The sequence below is a fragment of the Enterococcus sp. AZ020 genome (assembly GCF_050499205.1).
GTDB classification, from domain to species: domain Bacteria; phylum Bacillota; class Bacilli; order Lactobacillales; family Enterococcaceae; genus Enterococcus_L; species Enterococcus_L dunnyi.
Window position 1 is genome coordinate 678,816 of sequence record NZ_JBIPAT010000001.1, and the last position, 20,626, is coordinate 699,441.

Consider the following 20,626-nt stretch of genomic DNA (forward strand, 5'->3'; position numbering starts at 1 on the left):
AATAGTGACTTATTAGATATTGAACAGAAGGCGTTTCAATAAGGCATAACTGATAGCTGATCGCCATTTCAGCTGTTGATAAAAGCTCGCTTTCGTATTGATCTCACTAGCATTCGTATCATGTCTTCTATATAAAGTCAGCGGCTGCGTGATCAAAGCACTTTTTTTCTTATATGCCGCAATCAAACCGATCCACATGTCATGCATCGGAACTTCTGCCGGGATCGGTAATACCTTCGCTTTCAATCTGCTTCTAAAAGCCATGCCGGCACCAATATATTTGTTTTTCACTATATTATGAAAAAAGCCCAGTCTGACCTTGCGGTACGTAAAATAAGAGGGCTCGATCGTATGCAATCGCTCATCAACAATGACCAAATCACTAATGACCAAATCGATTTTGGGCTGGTTCTCGAAAAATGCCAACGTTGTTTGAACTTTTTCCGGAAGCCAAACATCATCCTGATCTGCTAAAAAAATGTACTCTCCACAGCTTTGCTCAATAGCAAATTCAAAATTAGCGATCACACCTTTTCCAGGGCCTTTGAACAATTTGATCCGCGAATCGCTTGCTGCATATTCTTTTAGTATAGTGCACGTTTCATCTTTCGATCCATCATCAGAAATGACCACTTCGTCTTCCTCTGACAGCTGGACCAAAATACTATTTAATTGTTCCTGCAAATATTTTTCGCCATTATACGTAGCAATACAAACTGAGATCATTTATTTTCCTTTCGACAATTTACGATATTCTGAAAATGTACGGCGCCAAATCGCTCGATTTTTTACCCGTAGAAACTGTTTGATGGATCTAAGCAATAAATGCTTTTTATGTTTAGTAAATTTATCATGATCGTATTTTTGGTAAAAGAGTGATTCCGCCTGAATGATCGATTCATAGCGTTTAAGACTTACAGCTGAATAATCTAATACAGACAACTCGTGGTCTACATGTTCATCTAGCACACAAATCTTTTTCTGCAATCGATGCAGCTGCCAAAATAACCAATGATCTAAAAAATCCAGCGGAAATTCTAGGTTGAATGTATTTAAAAGCTGCAATGTTTCCATAGGAAGAGCCGTACCGGAATTGATACTCATGATTTTCTCTGTATACATTCCTGCCTCAGGAAAAGTAGAGGCTCGACCGATATATCGTTCTGACAACACAGGTGAGATTTGTCTGCCATGTGATTGAACGATTGGGACGTATGCACCGATATCAGTGGCAATATTTAGCCCAAGAAGTGTTTCGATATAAGAAGCCTTGATCGTTGTGTCTTGATCCAATAATAATAACAAGTCTCCTTGAATTTCTGTACAATAATCTTTCGCAGCATTGTAAGCAACAGCTAATCCTGGATTGGTTTCATCATGGAAGTAATGGACGTTCTGTTCATGAAACAACACATCTTCTTGTGCTTTAGCACTATTATCATAAACAAATAAATGGATTGATTTTTTTGTCAGCAGGGCATCTTTTAACAAGACATAACTTGGGGTCTGTGCAAATTCAGTTTGGTATAAAACGATCGCAATGACCAGACTATTTGACATCAGAAAAACCTCCAACCCCATTTATTGAAAAATTTAACCATCGATTGTAAAAAGATTTTAAAGAGCTTTTTGTTTTTATGTGCCCCTTTTTCATATAAATGAACCACCGTTTCAAAAGGGGTATATAAAATTTTATAGCCCGCTTTACCAAAGCTCATACACAAATCATTGTCTTCAAAATACATGAAGAATCGTTCATCAAAGCCGCCTATTTCTTTAAACTTATCTACATCGACTAGCATCAGACAGCCTGAACCCATCTTGATATAGGTCGTTTTATCTTCAGGCAAATCACGGCATTCATAATAACTCAAACGTTTATCAAACATTTTTTTGACAAATTGAAATGGAACAAAACGAAGCATATAATCAAAAACGTCTAACTTTTGGCGAACCAAATATTGTGTTGTCCCATCTGTATTCAATACTTTGGGACAAACGGCTGCAAGCTCTTCTTCCGTTTCCAGTCGCTGAACCAGCTTATCCAAAACAGCTTTTGTAATCAAAACATCCGGATTAAAAATCACGCCAAACTTAGTGTCGACCTGCTTCAATACCTGATTATGCCCATGACCAAATCCACTATTTTCCTCCGATAAATGAAGTGAAATAAACGAACCGTAGCTTTTTAAACGTTCTATGTAGTTTTGCTCTGATGCATTATCGAATATATGTATATCGTATTTCGACTCTATTCCTAGCTCATTCTTTAAATTATCAAGCACGTCAAAAATATGACGGCTGTTGTGAGTAACAATGGAGATCGTTATTCTATCATTCATATTTTTGCCCCTCGTTAAAAGTAAACGTCTAGTGGATCTTCACGTTTTGTTTGATAGTATCAATGAATCGATGATTCTTTCATTGATACTCATTTTCTTGATACATTAGTTGAATTTTATGAGAGCGGAGCAAAACTTGATTTGTTTTGTCCCGCTCTCTTACTTTACTTAATGACTAAATTATAACATAGCCCAAAATGCCAGCAAAGATTCTTCTAAACACTTTTACTTTTTTTTAGAATGTTTGCCTAGCCGCTTTTCAAGTTGTTGATGGCGAAATTCTCGATTTCCAAACATACGTAAAATAAACATCAATGGTTGATGATTCTCACCGACCAATCCAATCATCTCAATAAACAGCTCTAACCCGATCGCACTGAACACGATCAACAAAATCGAAGCTAAATTACTAGCATAACTAAACAACAGCGCCACAAAAGAAAAGACCAACGCTAAACCGTAAATAGTCATAACTGCCCCTTTATGTGTAAATCCTAAAGAAAGTAAGCGATGATGCAAGTGCATTTTATCTGCAGATGAAATCGGCCGCTTGTTCATCAAACGTCGAATAATTGCATAAACCGTGTCTGTGATTGGTACACCTAAAATGATCATTGGCGTAATCACTGTAATAAATGTCGCATTTTTCAATCCCTGCAAAGACATGACGGCAATCATAAATCCTAAAAACAGCGCACCTGTATCTCCTAAAAAGATCTTTGCTGGATAAAAATTATATGGGAAAAACCCTGCAATACTTGCAACTAAAACAAAGATCACAATTGGAATATACACTGTTTTCGCATGAAGGAAAAAATAGCCAATAACCCCAATCGTTGTCAAGCTTATGATCGAAACACCTGAAGCTAGACCATCTAATCCATCGATCAAGTTGATAGCATTCGTAATTGCCAAGATCCAAAATAAAGTCAATGGTAAACTCAGCCAGCGTAAATCAATTTGTCCTAAAAAAGGTAAGGTAACCATCTCAATACGAATATCTTTAACAAAGAAATAAACCACCAAAGCACCTAAAAGAACACCCACTGTTTTTTTCTTTGGTGATAATTCATAAATATCGTCGATCAGCCCTGTAGCTACAACAATTCCTGCGCCTAATATGATGGGCCAAATATAATTTGTTGGAATGATCGATTGAAACAAGACTAGACAAGAAAACGAAAAAACAAAATAAATGCCCAACCCACCTGCTGTTGGCATATTTTTCGTATTTACTCTTCTTTCCCCTGGTGCATCATATGCCCCTATTCTAAAAGCCAATAACTTAACGATCGGCGTAACAATCAAGGATAAAATAAACGTCAAAAAAAGACGGATAAAAATTTCGTAAATAAACATTGACATGAAGGAACCTACTTTCTTAATGTACATCGTATATTATACCGAATCATTTCACATTTACAAGTTGGAACAAGTGTTTCGGTCAAGGCAGAGAAGACTCTCTGGTTAAAGGTCACTCACCCAAATGCATTTAAACTATTTCTTGATTTTTTCTTTTATTTTATCCATTAATCGATTGATCACACCATAACGATGCTCGATCTGCTCGTTAGATGTATATTCTTTGACCACAGCATTGATGATTCCACCCAAAATAATGATCGTCGCAGCAAAATTCAGCCACAGCATCAAAATAATAAAGCTTCCGATGATCTGATAACTGGCAATTTTTGAACTAAAATATTTAATATACAATCCAAATACCTGCGATAAAAGCATCCAGCCAATCGTTGAAAAGACTGCACCAGGGATGATCGACCGAAAATTCAAGCGGGCATTTGGCACTACGCGATAAATCAAACACATGATGACCATCAAAACAAGTGTTGTTATCGGCCATTTCAACGTCTGGAACGTATCAATAAAGTCTGTTGAAAAATGAAAGATCGGCTGTAAAAAATCTAAAATCGTTTTTCCAAGACCTAATACACCGACCACTCCGACTACCGCTGTCAACAATAAAACGATCACAAATAGGGACATCAAACGGACAATAATGAAGTTTTTCCGTTGCTCCACACCAAAAGCCTTATTCATCGCGATTTGTAGTGCATTGATACTTTGACTCGCACTCCATAAAGCAGTTAACGCTGAGATAGATAATAAACTACCCGATCTTTGAGTCAAAAGAGATTTGATCGCAGATTGCAGATCATTGAAAATCGTTTCTGGTATAGCTTCTGCAATGTAAGGAAGCACATCGTTTGGATCAATATGTAAATACGGCAGAATATTTCCTACCGCTATCAATAGAGGAAAGAGAGACAAAAGTAAATAATAAGCCACTACTACCGAAGTATTCCCAATCTCAGAATCAACCATACGGCGTTGGGTCGTTTCAATGAAACGCATTAAGTTTTCATTGTTTTTTACTTTGTCCACTAATTTCATGCGTACTCTCCTCTACTCTTTTTCATTAATATGTTAATTCTTCACCTTGAGAAGTCAAAATTTTAGGACCTTCCTTGGTAATTGCTAATGTATGTTCAAATTGACAGCTAAGACCGCCATCCAGCGTATAAGCTGTCCAGCCGTTTGGATCCATTTTCATGCGCCAAGTTCCAGTATTGACCATTGGCTCGATCGTAATGACCATACCTTCTTTCAAACGTAAGCCTTTACCAGCTTCTCCATAATGAGGGATCACAGGACTTTCATGAATCGTTGGTCCAACACCGTGACCTACAAAATCTCTAACAACGGATAAGTTTTCACTTTCAACATATGTTTGGATCGCATGACCGATATCACCAATGCGGTTCCCTACTTTTGCCTGCTCGATTCCCAAATACAATGCTTTTCTTGTCACTTCCATTAAATGATCTAGCTCCGGCGTCGAATTACCTACGACATACGCCCAGCAAGAATCAGAAACAGCCCCTTTAAGGTCGATACACATATCCACTTTGATCAAATCTCCATCTTTCAGTGGCTTTTTCCGAGGAAAGCCATGGCAGATTTCATCATTGATACTACAGCAGGTAGCATATTTATAATCTTCAAAGCCGATTTGGGCAGCAACCCCGCCGTGACTTTCAATAAAGTCACGAACAAAAACTTCGATATCCCAGCTTGTGATCCCTGGTTTGATAAATGTGCGTAGATGACGATGGACATCTGCCAATAGTTCTCCAGATTCATCCATCATTTCAATTTCTCTTGGTGATTTTAGTGTAATCATTCAATCTCTTCCTCCTAAAATTTAAAAGCGTATCAGGCTTACTCAATTCTGATAAAAAAATAGCCAGGTAACGCTTTTGTTCAGCGATATATTTTAGTCTCTTCCTATTTCTGGAGACCGGCTAGCCAAGCTAGATAATCTTTATACTAAGAGTATTTTATCATAATTTGTGAAAATTTCACTGAAAAGTCGTTTTGAAATCCTGCACAAACGATATTTATACTAAACAAACATAAACAATCACTTGATATCAAAGGTTTATTCATTCAATGAGCTACTTCTTAGAAATGCCTCATTTTGTAATTTACACGACCTTCCTTCTTCTGCTATAATCATGATTGTATTACTTGAAGGAGGAAATTCTAATGACCTTAGCTAAAATTGTTTATGCAAGTATGACTGGAAATACAGAAGAGATCGCTGATATCGTCGCAGAAGCTTTCGAAAACTTAGATATTGAAGTTGAAATCAACGAATGTACTCAGGTAGACCCTGAAGATTTTGAAGATGCAGATATTTGTGTTGTTGCTACATACACTTATGGAGACGGCGAGTTGCCTGACGAGATCGTTGACTTCTATGAAGAGCTTCAAGAAATCGATCTTTCTGGAAAAACATACGGTGTTTGTGGTTCTGGAGATACTTTCTATGATGATTTTTGTAAATCTGTAGATGATTTTGACGCAGTATTCACAAAAATCGGTGCAACTAAAGGCGCAGATAACGTAAAAGTTGATTTAGCTGCAGAAGAAGAAGACATCCAAAACTTAGAAGCCTTTGCTAAAAAATTAGCAGAAGCCGTTAAATAATCAAGAAAATAGACTGGGAAAAGCATTGTATATGCTTTTTCCAGTCTATTTTTTAATTATCAATATCGATCGGTGTATCTCGTTCAAGAATCTGCTCAATAGCTTCTAGCATCAAGCGTTCGATTTGTTCGTCACTTGGGTGGATAATACCGGATGTCATCAAAGCAGCGATCCCTGTTGCAACGATCCATGTGCCCATATGCAAAGAATTGATTTCAGTATCATTCAGTTTTTCGTAATCTGGATCTTGTTTGACTGCCGTTGAAAAGTAATTATAAGAAAACTCCTGCATTCTCTTCCCGCCGCCATATTCTTCCAAATATAACGCGCGATACAATTTACTTTCATTTTTAGCAAAGTGGATATAATTCAACGCTAGATCGACAATCGTATTTCCTGTGTGAGCGACAGGGAATACTTCGTTTGCTAAATATTGATGGATTTTTTCGAAGAGTTCTTCTTTTAAATCATCCATATTTTTAAATTCTAAATAAATAGGTTGTGTTGAGCATTTCATTTGGGTTGCAATGTTACGTGCGGTGAATTTTGAAAAGCCTTCGTTGGCCACTACTTCGTATGCAGCATTTAAAATCTGATCTTTAGTAATTGTTTTTTTTCTTGCCATAATCCTTCAATCCCCTCTACCTATCCTTTACAACGCTTCCATATAAATACTATAGTTATTGTAACACGATTTAAGTTTTCTGCAAAATACTAGTCCTTTATTTTATATTATTTTATTTATTCGATTGTACCTACCTTTATAGCCCTTTTTTATATAATTAAATAAACAAAAATCAATGCTCGATCGTTTGAGTTCGCACGTTCTCCATGTTATGATATTCACAGTCAAATGAATGAAAATTAGGAGGTTACACTATGACATTACCGAATTTTGAGGAAACGTTAAAAAAATATGCTCGTTTAATTGTTGAAACAGGTGTAAACGTTCAAAAAGGACAAAGCATTGTTCTACAAATCAGTGTGGATCAAGCACCCTTAGCTAGACTGATCATTGAAGAAGCATACAAATTAGGTGCAGGAGAAGTGATCGTTCAATGGACGGACGATCAGGTTCAACGTCAATTTTTACTGCATGCTGATGAAAAATATTTAGAAAATATCCCACAATATAAAATCGACCAAACCGATGACTGGGTCAACAAAGGCGCTAGCAGAATCAGTGTTGTTTCCGCTGATCCTGATGCTTTATCCGGTGTGGATACTGATCGTGTCGCTTCTTTCCAAGCAGCCTCAGGTAAAGCTTTGATGAATTTAAGAAAAGCAACACAAGCAAATAAAGTCAGTTGGAGTGTTGTCGCAGCTGCTGGTAAAGAATGGGCAGCGAAGGTTTTCCCGGATTTAACAGATAGTGAACAACAAGTCGATGCTCTTTGGAATGAAATATTCAAAACAACTCGCGTATATGAAGAAGATCCAGTAGCAGCTTGGCACGCACATGACGTGAAGTTAGCAACAAAAGCGGCCGAATTGAATGAAGAACAATTTGATGCACTGCATTATACAGCCCCTGGCACAGATTTAGTGATTGGACTTCCTAAAAACCATTTATGGGAAGGCGCAGGCAGTGACAATATCCGTGGAGAAAAATTCATGGCAAATATGCCGACAGAAGAAGTCTTTACTGCTCCTGATTGTCGCCGTGTGGATGGCGTTGTTTCTAGTACCAAACCATTAAGTTATGCCGGAACGACTATTTCTGGAATGACATTTACGTTCAAAGCTGGTAAGGTCACTGATTTTTCTGCTGAACAAGGCCAAGAGGTTTTAGAAACATTGCTCGACACAGATGAAGGTGCTCGTCAGTTAGGCGAAGTCGCTTTAGTTCCTGATCCGTCTCCTATTTCTCAATCTGGTATTACTTTTTATAATACTTTGTTTGACGAAAATGCTTCAAACCATTTAGCTTTTGGTTCTGCCTATGCTTTTAGCGTTAAAGGGGGTACTGAAATGACTGAAGAAGAATTAGAAAAGGTAGGACTAAATCGCAGTCAAACGCACGTTGATTTTATGATCGGTTCGGATCAAATGAACATTGATGGTATTCGCACAGATGGTACAAGAGTTCCTATTTTCCGTAATGGAGATTGGGCATAAGAATTCATTTAACTCTTAATAAAGAAATGATTTCTACGAACAAATAGATACTAAAAAACCTGTGAAGCGAATGTACGCTTTACAGGTTTTCTTTATATTAATACGGGAAGTAAAAGTCTACTGTGTAACCAATTGTTTTCAGGCCTTGTCTAATTTGATAAATATCACAAGAAACAGCTTTACGATTTTTATCATTCAATACTGATAATGCAAATGCTTCAACTGATTTAGTATCTTTAAATAGTTTCAATCCATTTTTCAAATATGAATTTGGTACACCTAATTTTTTAGGATCCAACTCACCAGCATATTTTTTATTTTCTCTATAAGACGTTTTCGCTGATGTATTGATCGTTACATAATTTTTCTTAGGTACTAGTTTGACTTCGATCGCTTCTAGGCGATAAGAATATCTTGATGTTCCAGCAGGAAGTCCACCTTTTTCCCAGCCCATCCAGCCAAATTCTTGTGCATGCACACGGTAAAATACATCATATACTTGTGCTAATTGACCTGTCAATTTGATTTGAATCGCTTCTAAACGTTTCTTTTGACCAGATGTCCCTGATGTTTGACCATTCTTTTTCCAAGCTTGCCAGCCAATATCTTGTACATGAGTACGGTATTGAATATCACCTGTATAACCAGAATTGACTTTCAATTGAATGGCTTCTAAACGTTTTTTCTGTCCTGACGTTCCAGAAACCTGTGCATTCTTCTTCCAACCTTGCCAGCCAATATCTTGTACATGAGTGCGATAAGTAACTTCCGGCGCTGCAGCAGCACGTGAAATAGCTGGTGCCGCATCAGGTGCTACAGAGTCCTCTAAAACGCTCTCACTTTCAAAATTACCATAGGGTGTAATAGTGACTTCTTCTTCGGCATGAGCAGCAGTTGTACCAAAAATAGCAGCTCCAACTAAACCTAACAACAATAAACGAACCTTTTTCATTTTCTCACATTCCTTTCTTTGTAACATCATAATTATATAATAGTTACTCATTAGATTACAATAGTCATTCGAAAGAAATACATCAATTTTCTGCATTATTTTTATGCATAATGATAACTAACCTGAAAAAAATAAGCATGTAAACAATATGCAAATCCATCTTTTACACACTTATTTCTTCATCTGTCATACTAGCAGCCTTCGCCAAGCTATTGATTTTAACCATTATCCATGATCATTGAACGTCCCCGACACGATTTGAACGTGCGACCTATTGCTTAGGAGGCAATTGCTCTATCCAACTGAGCTACGGGAACTCAGGAGATGTTTTCATCTTTCAATGAAAACATCTGTTTTTATTTTAAAAGTCTTTTCAATTGATGTCAACAGGAATAATGCTCTATCTTTTTGAGTATGTTTTTTTAAAAATACTCTTCTAAAACAGGTTTTCCTTTTACCAGTCGGTCGCCCAATTCCTCTAGCAGCTTGCTTTCTCCATGTATTCTTTCATAAAAGAGCAATTCACTACTTGTGCAATACCCCATAAACAATTGCGTCCACGCTTGGATCGTTCCATTGATCACCTTTGAAGAGTCTATTCTTTCAGAGCATTTCTCTACTGTTCCCTGTCCAGCTTCATTGATGCTCAGCCTCCACGTTCCTTCATTCCAAGGAGCGTAAAAATCCACTACTTCAAAATAATACGTCTCTTTTTTTCCAGGTGCAAAAGGATATCGATGCAAGAAAGCTTCGATCGAGACGATTCTCCCCATCATAAAAGCTGTCAGCTTCATATCAACGAGAGGAGCCGGCATCAAATGACTTAAATCATGACCCGTATGTCCTGTTTCAAAATAGAATTCTTGTGAAGAGCCATTGTGCGAACCGATAAAGCCCACAAGCGCCTGAAATGCTTGGTTAGACAAATAGCCCCATTCCTTGATAGTGAAACGCGCTGCACTGGATCGATAAATTAAATAGCCCGTTACATTCCCCTCTTCGTCTTCGTAAATGGCAAATGAATTCTTTTCATCGGAACCCAAGCTATAATCCAGCCACCAATTTTCCCGAATCATTCCACCCCGCTGATTTTTCTCTAAACCAGCATAAATCGTTTGACAAATCGGCTTGATTTCTTCAAAATTTACACGCTTCATCTTTCCTAAACCGACTTTTACATGCGGCCAATCTGCCGCCTTGAAAGTATAGCTAATTTGCTCAAATAGCTGTTCAAAACCATATTTACGATAAAAAGGATAAGAAAATGGTGCTAGGTAAGCCAAAGAAACCTCCTGCTCTGCCAAATCCTCCAATAGTTTTGACATGATCGCTGAAATACTGCCCTGGCCACGATATTCAGGATAAGACGAAACACAGCCGATACCAGCCATTTTATGAACTGTTCCATGAAAATCCACAGTGAATGGTGTCGAAATCACCTGACTCATCAATTTTTCTTCTGAAAAACAACCATAATTTTGTGAATGTGCAACGATTTGTTTAAAATGTTCTTTCCGTTTTTCTGTTGTCTCTGCATTGAATGCATAAGCTGCTAAGTCAAACATTTCATTTAATTCTTTTATACCGATTTGACGAATTTCTTTTTCCACATCATTTCACCCCAATTAAAGTAAACTTCATTTTCATTGTACTCCAAGTTAAAACTAGGCACCAGAAAAAAAGAAAATAGATGTGAAACAACACGGATCATCCGTTTTGCCTCACATCCACTAGTTTAATTCTTGTTATTCCTCTGGTTCGCCTAAACTTGGGTCCATTTTATTTGCTGCAATAACAAACGGCGCCCAAATGACAAATGCCACAGCTAAATTGACCACTGTTAGAACAATTGCGCGCCAGTCTCCTGCAGTTGCCAAGAAACCGCTGATGATCGTTGGCATCACCCAGATCACATTCACAACAACAGGATTGACCAAGCCGGCCATCGTAGCAAAGTAAGCGATCGTAGCCGTTGCCAATGGAGCTAAGATAAATGGAATCAGCATGATCGGATTCAACACGACCGGCATCCCAAACATCACCGGCTCATTGATGTTGAACAAGCCTGGACCCACACCAAGTTTTCCGACCGTTTTGTAGTCTGCACGTTTAGATAGAAGTAAAATCGAAATAATCAAGACCAGCGTAACGCCAGCTCCACCCGGCCAAACAAACGCTTCAAATGAACCAGCAACCCATTTATAAGGAATTTCTTGTCCTTGCTGATACGCATTAGTATTGTCAACCATCGCTACCCCATAAATCGATTGTAAAACAGGAGACATGATATTTGTTCCATGTAAACCAAAGAACCATAGCACATGGACAAGCAATACGATCAAGAAAACTGCTCCATAGCCTTGAGAAAGTCCGATCAATGGCGTCTGAATCGATTCAGAGATCCAGTCGATCAACAATTTTCCAGTGATTTTCTCAAAGATATGATAGATCATCGCTGATACATACAAAGCAACGACTCCTGGAATGATTGCTGCAAATGCTTTTGATACTGCCGGCGGCACTGAATCAGGCATTTTGATAATAATATTTTTCTTCATTAACTTCGCAAAAATAATAACTGAAATGAACCCAAAAATCATTGCTGTAAATAAGCCTGTTCCACCCATATATTTACCAAAAGGGAAATAACCCCAAGCACCAGCTTCAATAGCTGATACACCGTCAACCGTATTGACTGTCGCGCCAGCATCCGTAAAAAGCTGAGTGATATTTTTTGGTAATTTCTCAGCTAAAGTAACGGTCGTTGTCGCACTTTGCGGTAACCCGATGAAAAATGCTGCTAGCGAAACTAACATTCCTGATAACACATCGACATCGTATGCTCTTGCAACATTACATCCCAATGAAGCCGCAAAAACAACTGCCATAATCGCTAACGTGCCTGTCCAAACTAATCCGTTGACTGCAATCACCGGCGTAAAGAATGTTGTAATTCCATTTCCTTCGCCCAAATACGTATTAGGAAAATCCCGCATAAACGCATTTAGCAACACTGCAATTGCCCCTGCCATCGTTACAGGCATCATCCCAATAAAGGCATCTCTTAGCGCAACTAAATGCTTCTGCGAACCAATCTTCGCAGCTACCGGCAAGATGTACCTTTCCATCCAAGCTGTTAATCCATTCATTCTTTTCTTCCTCCTAAACATTATTTATTTAAAAAGTTTACACTTTTTAAAGCAACTCCCCAAACAGTGACACATACAGCTAAAAAAAGATTGCATCATTATAACTTTACATTCTTATAACAAGCAAGTAGTATGCCAAAGTGATCTAGACCAAAAAGTCGTTGTTGCCGCGGTTTATAATAAAGCGCTTTCTTTACACACTGTGTAAATATAAACGCACAGTGTATTTTGTGTGTAAAAAATGAGCAAAAAAAAAGAGCGTCTCTATGACACTCTTACTCAATATGATTGTTCCATCATTTTTAACATTTTATTAAACTGACGCTTTTTAAAGAACATCATGATCGTTCCAACTGCTACATCATTGATTTTTTGTAAAAACCCGTAGGATTCCATTTTCTCAACATAATGAATCTCACAAGATTTGTCATCCAGCGGCTTGATATCATATTGAACTAAAAAGTCATTTTTGGTTGTAGACGTTCTAAAATGGTAAGCTGTATTTTCAACTACTTTTTCGACTTTGATACGTGCCCGGCTATTCTTTGAGAATTGTTTGACATATTCAAAATTGTTTAGTTGTTTTCTTGTTAGGCTTTTACCAGTATGTTTGCGTACGTCAAACAAAACAGAATCCATGACTTGGCCATAAAAAACAGATGCTGGAATATTTAATGTTTTTACGATTTCCATTATCGTTTCACCTCGTTGTTCTCTTTCTTATTTTGCTCTTCTTTCTTTTTTCCTTTAAAGAAAAAATATCCTCCGACTGCGACTAAGAAAATTCCTGTCGTCATACTTAACAAATCATACTTCATTGATGCAGGATTTAGCGCATATAAGATGATCAATGATCCAATACTGCATACAAATAAGCCATTTCTTACCATTTTACATCCATCCAATCTTTTTTAAACTGCTGCTGCTTGGAAGTATAAGACACTGCCCCAAGGCTGAGCTTTGATCAATTCTTTTGCTTTCTTGGCTGCTTCTTCTTTATCTCCAGTTACTTCAAATACTAGCTTGATCCCTTGCTTTTGACTAAATTTATAGGTGAAATCACCACCGTCATAGCTTTCTAATAATGCTTTGATTTCTTCTTGCTGCATTGCACTTGCGATTGTAATCATTTTAACCTCTCCCTTTTAAACAATGAAGCAGCTGCTTTCACTTTTATTAAGTGAAAGCAACATGCTATTTAATTTTTCTTCTTACAGATCTGTTGGTTCCATCTTATTCGCTGCAATAACGAATGGTGTCCAGATCAAGAATGTTACGACCATACACACAAGGGTAACTACTGGTGCACGCCAGTCTGCTCCTGTTGCTAAGAATGAAAGCAATAGCGGCGGTACAACCCATGTTACTTGTTGTGATACTGGTGCTACTAAACCAAAGTATGTTGCTAACCAGCCGATTGTAGTGGCTACTACTGGTGCAACCAAGAATGGTACAAACATGATCGCATTCAATACGATCGGTAAACCAAACATAATCGGTTCGTTGATATTGAAGATACCAGGTCCTAATGACAATTTACCTACAGTTAAGTAGTCCGCACGTTTAGAGAATAACAAGATCGCAATGATCAGAACGATCGTACCACCTGAACCTCCAAACCATGCAAATGCGTCAAATGAACCACGTACCCACATATATGCTTTTCCATCATCAATGGCTTTCAAGACCGCTGGTGTACCAGTTAAGCCTTTGTAGCCCTTTTGGAAAATATCGATATTGATCAATTGTGCTTGTCCCCAGATACCTTCTAATACTGGTGCCAATACGTTTGGCCCATGGATACCGAAGAACCAGAAAATTTGTACAAAGATCGTAACGATCAATACTGCACCGATCCCTTGAGATAAGCCCAAGAACGGTTCTGCAATATATTTTTGAACTAGATCGATGATCAATTGTCCATCTGTTAATTTACCTACGACAAAGTTAATAATTGCGATAACATATAATGCGATCGTTGCTGGTAAAATCGCAGCAAACGCTTTTGATACTGCCGGCGGTACTGAATCAGGCATTTTGATCGTGATATTCGCCAACATTAGTTTACAGAAAATGATAACAGAGATTGCACCCATGATCATTACTGTGAAGTATGCATTTCCATTTAAGTGATCAAGTTTCAACCAACCCCAGCCGCCTGCTGTTAAGCCTTCTGCTGTTGCTGACCAACCTGTATCGGCTGTTCCAGCATTGATCGTGTTCATCAATTCTTTAGGAACCGCTGTTTCTAATGTATTAGAATAAGCAAAGGCAATCCCTTGAATCAATGTAGCTAAACCAACGATACCTCCAGCTAAGTCATTTACTTTGTATGCTCTAGCTAAATTATAGCCCCAAGAAAAGGCAAAAATCAAACCAGCAATCGCCAAAGTCCCATTCCAAACAAATCCATTGATCCCAATAATGACGTTAATAACTGCGAAGAATCCTTTATCTGCAGCAAGATTCGCTGCATAGTCTGAGAAGAATTGCTGCGGCAGGTCACGAATGATCGCGTTGATCATTACGGCGATCGAGCCGGCCATTGTTGCTGGCATTGTACCGATAAAAGCATCACGTAACGCAACTAAGTGTTTTTGTGCACCGATTTTACCAGCTACCGGCAGAATGTACTTCTCCATCCAGGCTGTTAATCCATCCATTTTTTGTTCCTCCTATAAATAATATTTATTTAAAGAGTAAGCTACTCTTCAAACCCGTTTGACTGAAGTCCCGTTCAAAAAACTTCGTTGTCTACTTTCTCCCGTTCAAAAAAGAAAATAAAACAGTTTATTCGTTGTCCATACGACGATACAAATCGATGATCTCTTTCGCTAAATCTGTAAACGCAATCGATGTCATCAAGTGATCTTGACTATGAACCGTTAATAATGTGACTTGAATATGATTTCCTTGGGCTTCCTGCGTCAGCATTCCTGTTTGAGAATGATGGGCTTGCACCAATGATTCCTCTGCATCCGCAATTTTTTGATCTGCCAACTCAAAATTTCCAGCTTTCGCTGCGGCAATCGCTTCCATTGCATCGCTCTTAGCATTACCGCCATACATGATCAAGCCCATTACTGCTTCTAAATTTTGTTGATCTTCCACTTTTTGTTAACTCCGTTCATCGATTATTTTTTCTTGCTTATTTATCCATCAAAGCGATTGCTTGATCCAATACTTTTTCACCGTTCATCATACCGTAGTCTGACATATTGATCACATCTAATGGAATTCCTTTTGGTTCTAATTTTTGTTCAAATTGTGATTTCATGAAGCGTACTTGCGGGCCTAAAAGTAATACGTTTACATCCTTTGCTTCTAAGTTATTGTCTGCATCTGATGCTGATACAGCGAAGATATCTGCTTCCATCCCGCGATCTTCTGCCGCTTTTTGCATTTTTGTTACTAATAAGCTTGTGCTCATTCCTGCTGAACATACTAACATGATTGTTTTTTTAGCCATTTTCTGACACTCCTTCTAAGTTGTTTGTTGTACTTACACTTTTATATAAAGCAAAAAGCGTGCCAAAAATTGTATAGACCAAAACCAGTATTAGCAAGGTTTTGGTCTATACGTTTTGTGTACACACTAATATTTCTTGATTACACTGTATAAAATGTGTGCGTTTTCTTTGTTGATTCTATAGTGTTTAAAGCGATTTCTATATTTCTCATTCTTAGCAATTATTTATACTCTTTATTTACCTTTTTATTTGTTCTTCTGCTGCAGGAACCCAGCTGATATCATCTATCTCTATTATATAGGGACTGCAAAACACCTTTCCTAACGCTTCTTTTTTATAAAATTTACTTTTTTCTTTTTGCTAAGAAATGCTAAAATGAGAGAATCATAAAAATTTACAATTGCTTCAACTAAACTTTCCACGTAAATTACTCCTTCTCATCATTTTAGAGAAGATCTAAAACGATCTTCAGCTATTTTCTTTTTGCTTCCCTATAAACATTGTTTATTTTTATTTACTTAAACACATTGTCCTCTTTAATAATCGACATAGATACTGCATTATGTAATTTTTTCGTTTGCTTATTATAAGATAATTCAACATTGAATCTCTATACAAAGCCTTCGCATTTTTCATTATTAAGTCAAAACTATCCAGTATTGTTTTTATATCATAATTTTTAAAGTGATGATCAATTTTTTTAATTTACTGTCATACTTACAGTGTTAAGATTTGTAAATAAAAGTACTTTTTCTTCAGGAACATTTGATAATTATTCTATTATTAAGTCTTCGATTTTTAGAATAGGTATGCTACAAAATTTCTCTTCATGAACTGTGCTGCAATTGGTTCTAGCAAAAGAAATTTTTCCATCCAGTCTCATTGCCAAATCGAAAAACAAAAGGTCTATATTCTCTTTCTAACTATCTGCATCTCGCCGTTACGCTTTTACTTTAGCATTGTTTTGGGCGGGTGGGTTTGATACAATGTTAGTAATTTCTTGGTTCGACTATTGCCGATAAGGTGAAGCGATTACATAGGATTATTTTGGAGGATAAAACATGAATTCAACAGTTACTTTCTATATTACTCGACATGGTGAAACATTACTTAACCATTTACATAAAGCACAAGGCTGGGTAGATTCCCCATTGACTGAAAAAGGGATCCAAACAGCTTCACAATTAGGACAGCAACTGAAAAATGTCAAATTTTCGGCTGCATTTTCCAGTGATGCATCCAGAGCTTTAAATACTGGAAAAACCATATTAACTGCGCAGGGGCAAAATGAACTGCAAGTTATTACTGATAAAAGGCTCCGTGAGTGGTGTTTGGGCTGCTGGGAAGCAGAACATAATGATAAGTTTATTTCCAGTATGATGAATGAATTACAGATACAAAATGATTTTGCAGAACTTAATTTCCGTCTGCCGGAAGTTCATGAGATTATTTATAAATCCGACACAACAGGTATGGTTGAACCGTTTCATATGATTACGGATAGATTGGAAAGTTTTCTCAAAGATACAGGTGATCATTTTATTCACTTGAATAATCCGAGCATCCTGATCGTTACTCATGCTTTTACTATTAAAACATTGTTATATTTGTTTTCAAAAGAAATGTTGCGAAAAAAACCTAAAATCAAAAATGTCGATATTATTTCTATTAAATGGGATGGTAAAAGTTTTTCTCTCCTTACATGATAAGCATCATTCGCCTTTGCGGCTCAGGGCGATAATGCGAGTAACAAGTTCCTCAGGCAGGCACTTGTTACTGATGCTTTTTTAGATGCCCACATATTCTGCGCTGCTTCAGTCTAATTTTCAAAATCGATCACAATTACAGAAAAGTCTTCCATATACAAATACTTTCTAAAATCTTTATCCTTTAATTCAAAGGTTATGACGAAAGCAGCTGCGCCATTGCACTGCAATAACCAATAATTTCATAATATTTATCATTCTCTTCTATTTGTTTTCTTCCTAATGATAGTTTTTGGATCTCATTCATGTTGCTACCGATTCTTTTTAAGATTCTTAGTGATCTTTCTACATAAGTTACCATTTATTTCTTTAAGAAATCCAGTCATTTCAATACTAATCCTTTTTGTTAAAGCACTAACTTCTCTATACATATCTCAATAGAACTCTTCTCACCAAATTTTATCCAATTTATCTGAATAATACATTATTGCTTTTTGATAAACTCTAATCTCTTTATCTTCAGAGGTTGTGGCAATTAAGCGTAACAAAATTTCCATACCTTCTGAAAACTGATTCAAGTTGTATAACACCATTGAATAGAAAACTTTGAGCGCATTATTATTTGGAAACTTTTCTATCCCGCTCTTTAATGTTTTTGCAGCTAGATCATACTTGCCCAACGTTCTATATGTACTGCCTAGACCAAGAAATGCCCCTTCTAAATCGACACCATCTAAACCGTCCTTGATCGATTTTTCGTAATAATATACTGCCTCAGACTCTCTTTCTAAGATATCAAAACTCCAAGCAACCTGATAGTTTAAATAAGGATCATCATTTTCATTTTTTAATAGTTCCAACAACAACTGGTTAGATTTTTCTAGTTTACCTTCTTCCCTTAGCTGTAGAGCATCATTTATATTATTTTTCATTAGTTGTCATCCTTACTATCGTTTTTGACAATTTTTAATTTTTTAGGGTTAAATAATTAGTGTTCATTTTTGTAGGTATGAATTCTGTAATATCATATTTTGCAATCTTGTTTTGATAAAATGGATCTTCTTCAATTGCCTTATTAGCTTCCTCAATACTTTTAAACGTACCAATTATCATTCCGCCCGTTCTAGGATTTTTTCTACCTGAACAAATAAAATTTCCAGCAGAATAAAATTTTTCCAAATACTCATTATGAGCTTCTAAATACTTTTCTACCTCAGTTATTGCTTTTTGATAACTTAGATTCATAACATACATTTTAGTCATTTTCTTTTCTCTCCTTTAGTAACCCTTTTTGATACAAATTAAACTTTTAACAGCCCTGTCTCTCAAAGCAGATTGTTTCATCATTCTTTTTTATCCTTTTATTGTTAAAACGTCCGATAATTTTAATCGGCGCAGATCTGAAATTCGATAAGCAGTATTTATTCCAATCGAAAATAGCAGCACGTTTCGTTGGCCCATTTTTCCGGAGGATAAAATAGCTTTCATGGCATCGATCTGTTTTTTGTCTCGGAATGGTTCAACAATTTTCAAAAAAATCCCTCTTTTTCTAAATCTGACTTAACATCACTATAGCATTACTTAAGTCAGATATAAAGAAGTTATAAATGAAAGGCTTCTCTCGAACGTGAGTTGAGCCTTAGAGCTGTCTAGTTTTGTTGATTTTTGTAAATCTGACACAATCAGTTTCGTCAGATTTATTGTGGGTCAAATTTTTAAAAATTACTTCTTTCTTATGATCGTAATTTTTGATTGCCATAATAATTTGACCAATTTTGAACGATCCTTTTGAGTTTTGAGCAAAATTGTACATCAATATAAAGACCTTACCATATTTATGAATGATAAGGTCTTTATATTAATGATTAATTACTTATTTTACTAAAGGTCTAGTCGACACACTTCGTAATCTTGAAAACCACCCCACTGCTCGACGTACTGTGGGCATATCTTTTCCATAATTTGCCTTATAGATCGTATTAAGGATTCCCTTTTCGTCTGGGTGAGCAATACCTGTAATTCCTTTACCATCAAAATAGTAAACGGTTGGATCTCCTTCTACTTCAAAAAAGCATGGCGTATCGAAAAGCACATCTTTGCTTGGTTCAACAACTCCGCCTTCTTTCAAAAATAAAGCAACTTCATCGTTCCTACGATTGACCAACCCTTGTAAGATTTGTCCACCTGCATAAACATATTTTTTCATTTCATTTGCTGCCGCTTGCCACTGTCTACTGTTCAGATAAACTAGCAATTGTGACCCCACAAGAATCGCAGGTCCCAGATTAAAGTGAAAGCTTACTAGTGCATCAAATTGTCCTTGAGTTAATTGGACTGTCACATAATTAAAGATTCCAGCCGCATGTGACTTGATATCCTCATCCAAGAAAGTATTCGCCTGATTTTCAGTAATCGTCATTCCAGCATAAACCCCTTTAGTGTGACCATATCCAATAGTCCAGACTCCTATAGAATCTTGATAGGCTGTTAACTGGAGACCTTCCCATTTCTTGATTAAATTTCTACCATCTTGAGAAATCTTCATATTCTCATTTGCCATCATTTCACCTCCCGAATACGATTATTTTACAAGAGGGCGCGTTGACACGCTACGCAATCTTGAGAACCAACCGACAGCTCGACGTACTGTTGGCATATCTTTTCCATAATTCGCCTTATAGATTGTATTCAAAATTCCTTTTTCATCTGGATGAGCAATTCCTGTAATTCCTTTACCGTCAAAATAATAAAGAGTTGGATCTCCTTCTACTTCAAAAAAACATTTCATAATCATTTTCCTCCTATTTTTAATCAATTCTATAATAGAAATATCAGCGCTGTCATTTCTATAAACCTATTCTACTTGTAAATTACTGTC

General features: G+C 36.9%; 23 protein-coding genes, 1 tRNA gene and 1 pseudogene. 3 read left to right on the forward strand and 22 right to left on the reverse strand.

The genetic code is table 11. From position 1 onward, the window contains the following. Positions 1-12: 12 nt before the first annotated feature. The 6 genes from IGI58_RS03195 to map form a co-directional block, all read right to left on the reverse strand. Positions 13-726, reverse strand: coding sequence for a glycosyltransferase family 2 protein (locus IGI58_RS03195; protein WP_429954482.1), 714 nt, complete (start codon positions 724-726; stop codon positions 13-15). Then, complete coding sequence (locus IGI58_RS03200; protein WP_429954481.1) at positions 727-1,560, reverse strand: glycosyltransferase; 834 nt, start codon at positions 1,558-1,560, stop codon at positions 727-729. After that, entirely contained in the window at positions 1,560-2,342 is a 783-nt protein-coding gene (locus tag IGI58_RS03205; RefSeq protein WP_225534166.1) for a glycosyltransferase family 2 protein, read from the reverse strand. Before IGI58_RS03205 ends, IGI58_RS03200 begins: the two co-directional genes overlap by 1 nt. A gap of 225 nt (positions 2,343-2,567) precedes the next feature. Beyond that, positions 2,568-3,707 carry a glycosyltransferase family 4 protein gene (locus IGI58_RS03210; RefSeq protein WP_087641083.1) on the reverse strand — a complete coding sequence of 380 codons (1,140 nt, stop codon included), beginning with the start codon at positions 3,705-3,707 and terminating at the stop codon, positions 2,568-2,570. Positions 3,708-3,839: 132 nt separating this feature from the next. Then, on the reverse strand, positions 3,840-4,754 hold the full coding sequence (locus IGI58_RS03215) for a YihY/virulence factor BrkB family protein (RefSeq protein ID WP_087641082.1): 915 nt from the start codon (positions 4,752-4,754) through the stop codon (positions 3,840-3,842). A 25-nt stretch (positions 4,755-4,779) separates the two neighbouring features. Beyond that, positions 4,780-5,544, reverse strand: a complete 765-nt coding sequence (gene map / locus IGI58_RS03220; protein WP_225534164.1) for a type I methionyl aminopeptidase — start codon at positions 5,542-5,544, stop codon at positions 4,780-4,782. A gap of 365 nt (positions 5,545-5,909) precedes the next feature. On the opposite strand from map, the gene IGI58_RS03225 reads away from it, so the two are divergent. Further along, positions 5,910-6,353 carry a flavodoxin gene (locus IGI58_RS03225; protein WP_087641080.1) on the forward strand — a complete coding sequence of 148 codons (444 nt, stop codon included), beginning with the start codon at positions 5,910-5,912 and terminating at the stop codon, positions 6,351-6,353. Between the two features lie 52 nt (positions 6,354-6,405). On the opposite strand, the gene IGI58_RS03230 is transcribed toward IGI58_RS03225, so the two are convergent. Beyond that, on the reverse strand, positions 6,406-6,978 hold the full coding sequence (locus IGI58_RS03230) for a TetR/AcrR family transcriptional regulator (protein ID WP_087641079.1): 573 nt from the start codon (positions 6,976-6,978) through the stop codon (positions 6,406-6,408). Between the two features lie 254 nt (positions 6,979-7,232). On the opposite strand from IGI58_RS03230, the gene IGI58_RS03235 reads away from it, so the two are divergent. Further along, positions 7,233-8,471, forward strand: coding sequence for an aminopeptidase (locus IGI58_RS03235; RefSeq protein WP_429954480.1), 1,239 nt, complete (start codon positions 7,233-7,235; stop codon positions 8,469-8,471). 97 nt (positions 8,472-8,568) lie between these two features. Here IGI58_RS03235 and IGI58_RS03240 read toward each other — a convergent pair whose 3' ends face one another. The 10 genes from IGI58_RS03240 to IGI58_RS03285 all read right to left on the reverse strand — a co-directional run bounded on the left by IGI58_RS03240 (position 8,569) and on the right by IGI58_RS03285 (position 16,041). After that, on the reverse strand, positions 8,569-9,423 hold the full coding sequence (locus IGI58_RS03240) for a hypothetical protein (RefSeq protein WP_429954479.1): 855 nt from the start codon (positions 9,421-9,423) through the stop codon (positions 8,569-8,571). Positions 9,424-9,666: 243 nt separating this feature from the next. Then, positions 9,667-9,740, reverse strand: a tRNA-Arg gene (locus IGI58_RS03245). Positions 9,741-9,845: 105 nt separating this feature from the next. Beyond that, a complete protein-coding gene (locus IGI58_RS03250) occupies positions 9,846-11,033 on the reverse strand; it encodes a GNAT family N-acetyltransferase (protein ID WP_429954478.1) in 1,188 nt (395 codons plus the stop codon). A gap of 135 nt (positions 11,034-11,168) precedes the next feature. Continuing rightward, positions 11,169-12,572: a PTS sugar transporter subunit IIC gene (locus tag IGI58_RS03255; RefSeq protein WP_429954477.1), complete on the reverse strand. Its 1,404-nt coding sequence runs from the start codon at positions 12,570-12,572 to the stop codon at positions 11,169-11,171. Between the two features lie 279 nt (positions 12,573-12,851). Continuing rightward, entirely contained in the window at positions 12,852-13,265 is a 414-nt protein-coding gene (locus tag IGI58_RS03260; RefSeq protein ID WP_429954476.1) for a DUF3284 domain-containing protein, read from the reverse strand. Further along, complete coding sequence (locus IGI58_RS03265) at positions 13,265-13,462, reverse strand: DUF3188 domain-containing protein (RefSeq protein WP_087641073.1); 198 nt, start codon at positions 13,460-13,462, stop codon at positions 13,265-13,267. Before IGI58_RS03265 ends, IGI58_RS03260 begins: the two co-directional genes overlap by 1 nt. Before the next feature lie 21 nt (positions 13,463-13,483). After that, entirely contained in the window at positions 13,484-13,702 is a 219-nt protein-coding gene (locus IGI58_RS03270) for a hypothetical protein (protein ID WP_087641072.1), read from the reverse strand. A gap of 81 nt (positions 13,703-13,783) precedes the next feature. Next, complete coding sequence (locus IGI58_RS03275; RefSeq protein ID WP_087641071.1) at positions 13,784-15,235, reverse strand: PTS sugar transporter subunit IIC; 1,452 nt, start codon at positions 15,233-15,235, stop codon at positions 13,784-13,786. Between the two features lie 127 nt (positions 15,236-15,362). Beyond that, a complete protein-coding gene (locus IGI58_RS03280) occupies positions 15,363-15,683 on the reverse strand; it encodes a PTS lactose/cellobiose transporter subunit IIA (protein ID WP_087641070.1) in 321 nt (106 codons plus the stop codon). 37 nt (positions 15,684-15,720) lie between these two features. After that, positions 15,721-16,041, reverse strand: coding sequence for a PTS sugar transporter subunit IIB (locus IGI58_RS03285; RefSeq protein WP_069661642.1), 321 nt, complete (start codon positions 16,039-16,041; stop codon positions 15,721-15,723). A 1,062-nt stretch (positions 16,042-17,103) separates the two neighbouring features. On the opposite strand from IGI58_RS03285, the gene IGI58_RS03290 reads away from it, so the two are divergent. Next, positions 17,104-17,748, forward strand: coding sequence for a histidine phosphatase family protein (locus IGI58_RS03290; RefSeq protein WP_429954475.1), 645 nt, complete (start codon positions 17,104-17,106; stop codon positions 17,746-17,748). A 449-nt stretch (positions 17,749-18,197) separates the two neighbouring features. Here IGI58_RS03290 and IGI58_RS03295 read toward each other — a convergent pair whose 3' ends face one another. The 5 genes and pseudogenes from IGI58_RS03295 to IGI58_RS03315 form a co-directional block, all read right to left on the reverse strand. Further along, a complete protein-coding gene (locus tag IGI58_RS03295) occupies positions 18,198-18,680 on the reverse strand; it encodes a tetratricopeptide repeat protein (protein WP_087641068.1) in 483 nt (160 codons plus the stop codon). A 34-nt stretch (positions 18,681-18,714) separates the two neighbouring features. Then, on the reverse strand, positions 18,715-19,002 hold the full coding sequence (locus tag IGI58_RS03300) for a YciI family protein (RefSeq protein WP_429955380.1): 288 nt from the start codon (positions 19,000-19,002) through the stop codon (positions 18,715-18,717). 108 nt (positions 19,003-19,110) lie between these two features. Beyond that, positions 19,111-19,281: pseudogene (locus IGI58_RS03305) on the reverse strand (site-specific integrase); the annotation flags it as partial. 340 nt (positions 19,282-19,621) lie between these two features. Continuing rightward, complete coding sequence (locus tag IGI58_RS03310; RefSeq protein WP_429954474.1) at positions 19,622-20,308, reverse strand: lysozyme; 687 nt, start codon at positions 20,306-20,308, stop codon at positions 19,622-19,624. Positions 20,309-20,329: 21 nt separating this feature from the next. Further along, the gene (locus IGI58_RS03315; protein WP_087641066.1) at positions 20,330-20,536 is read right to left on the reverse strand and encodes a hypothetical protein; all 207 of its coding nucleotides are present in this window, start codon (positions 20,534-20,536) and stop codon (positions 20,330-20,332) included. Between the last annotated feature and the right edge of the window lie 90 nt (positions 20,537-20,626).

What these genes read in the sequence shown, in the direction of transcription:
- IGI58_RS03255 (WP_429954477.1), bottom strand. Translation starts at nt 12,572, where the DNA reads ATGAATGGATTAACAGCTTGGATGGAAAGGTACATCTTGCCGGTAGCT.
- IGI58_RS03235 (WP_429954480.1), top strand. Translation starts at nt 7,233, where the DNA reads ATGACATTACCGAATTTTGAGGAAACGTTAAAAAAATATGCTCGTTTA.
- IGI58_RS03265 (WP_087641073.1), bottom strand. Translation starts at nt 13,462, where the DNA reads ATGGTAAGAAATGGCTTATTTGTATGCAGTATTGGATCATTGATCATC.
- IGI58_RS03195 (WP_429954482.1), bottom strand. Translation starts at nt 726, where the DNA reads ATGATCTCAGTTTGTATTGCTACGTATAATGGCGAAAAATATTTGCAG.
- IGI58_RS03300 (WP_429955380.1), bottom strand. Translation starts at nt 19,002, where the DNA reads ATGTATGTTATGAATCTAAGTTATCAAAAAGCAATAACTGAGGTAGAA.
- IGI58_RS03230 (WP_087641079.1), bottom strand. Translation starts at nt 6,978, where the DNA reads ATGGCAAGAAAAAAAACAATTACTAAAGATCAGATTTTAAATGCTGCA.
- IGI58_RS03210 (WP_087641083.1), bottom strand. Translation starts at nt 3,707, where the DNA reads ATGTCAATGTTTATTTACGAAATTTTTATCCGTCTTTTTTTGACGTTT.
- IGI58_RS03200 (WP_429954481.1), bottom strand. Translation starts at nt 1,560, where the DNA reads ATGTCAAATAGTCTGGTCATTGCGATCGTTTTATACCAAACTGAATTT.
- IGI58_RS03205 (WP_225534166.1), bottom strand. Translation starts at nt 2,342, where the DNA reads ATGAATGATAGAATAACGATCTCCATTGTTACTCACAACAGCCGTCAT.
- IGI58_RS03215 (WP_087641082.1), bottom strand. Translation starts at nt 4,754, where the DNA reads ATGAAATTAGTGGACAAAGTAAAAAACAATGAAAACTTAATGCGTTTC.
- IGI58_RS03240 (WP_429954479.1), bottom strand. Translation starts at nt 9,423, where the DNA reads ATGAAAAAGGTTCGTTTATTGTTGTTAGGTTTAGTTGGAGCTGCTATT.
- IGI58_RS03290 (WP_429954475.1), top strand. Translation starts at nt 17,104, where the DNA reads ATGAATTCAACAGTTACTTTCTATATTACTCGACATGGTGAAACATTA.
- IGI58_RS03225 (WP_087641080.1), top strand. Translation starts at nt 5,910, where the DNA reads ATGACCTTAGCTAAAATTGTTTATGCAAGTATGACTGGAAATACAGAA.
- IGI58_RS03275 (WP_087641071.1), bottom strand. Translation starts at nt 15,235, where the DNA reads ATGGATGGATTAACAGCCTGGATGGAGAAGTACATTCTGCCGGTAGCT.
- IGI58_RS03270 (WP_087641072.1), bottom strand. Translation starts at nt 13,702, where the DNA reads ATGATTACAATCGCAAGTGCAATGCAGCAAGAAGAAATCAAAGCATTA.
- IGI58_RS03260 (WP_429954476.1), bottom strand. Translation starts at nt 13,265, where the DNA reads ATGGAAATCGTAAAAACATTAAATATTCCAGCATCTGTTTTTTATGGC.
- IGI58_RS03315 (WP_087641066.1), bottom strand. Translation starts at nt 20,536, where the DNA reads ATGAAATGTTTTTTTGAAGTAGAAGGAGATCCAACTCTTTATTATTTT.
- IGI58_RS03310 (WP_429954474.1), bottom strand. Translation starts at nt 20,308, where the DNA reads ATGGCAAATGAGAATATGAAGATTTCTCAAGATGGTAGAAATTTAATC.
- map (WP_225534164.1), bottom strand. Translation starts at nt 5,544, where the DNA reads ATGATTACACTAAAATCACCAAGAGAAATTGAAATGATGGATGAATCT.
- IGI58_RS03285 (WP_069661642.1), bottom strand. Translation starts at nt 16,041, where the DNA reads ATGGCTAAAAAAACAATCATGTTAGTATGTTCAGCAGGAATGAGCACA.
- IGI58_RS03295 (WP_087641068.1), bottom strand. Translation starts at nt 18,680, where the DNA reads ATGAAAAATAATATAAATGATGCTCTACAGCTAAGGGAAGAAGGTAAA.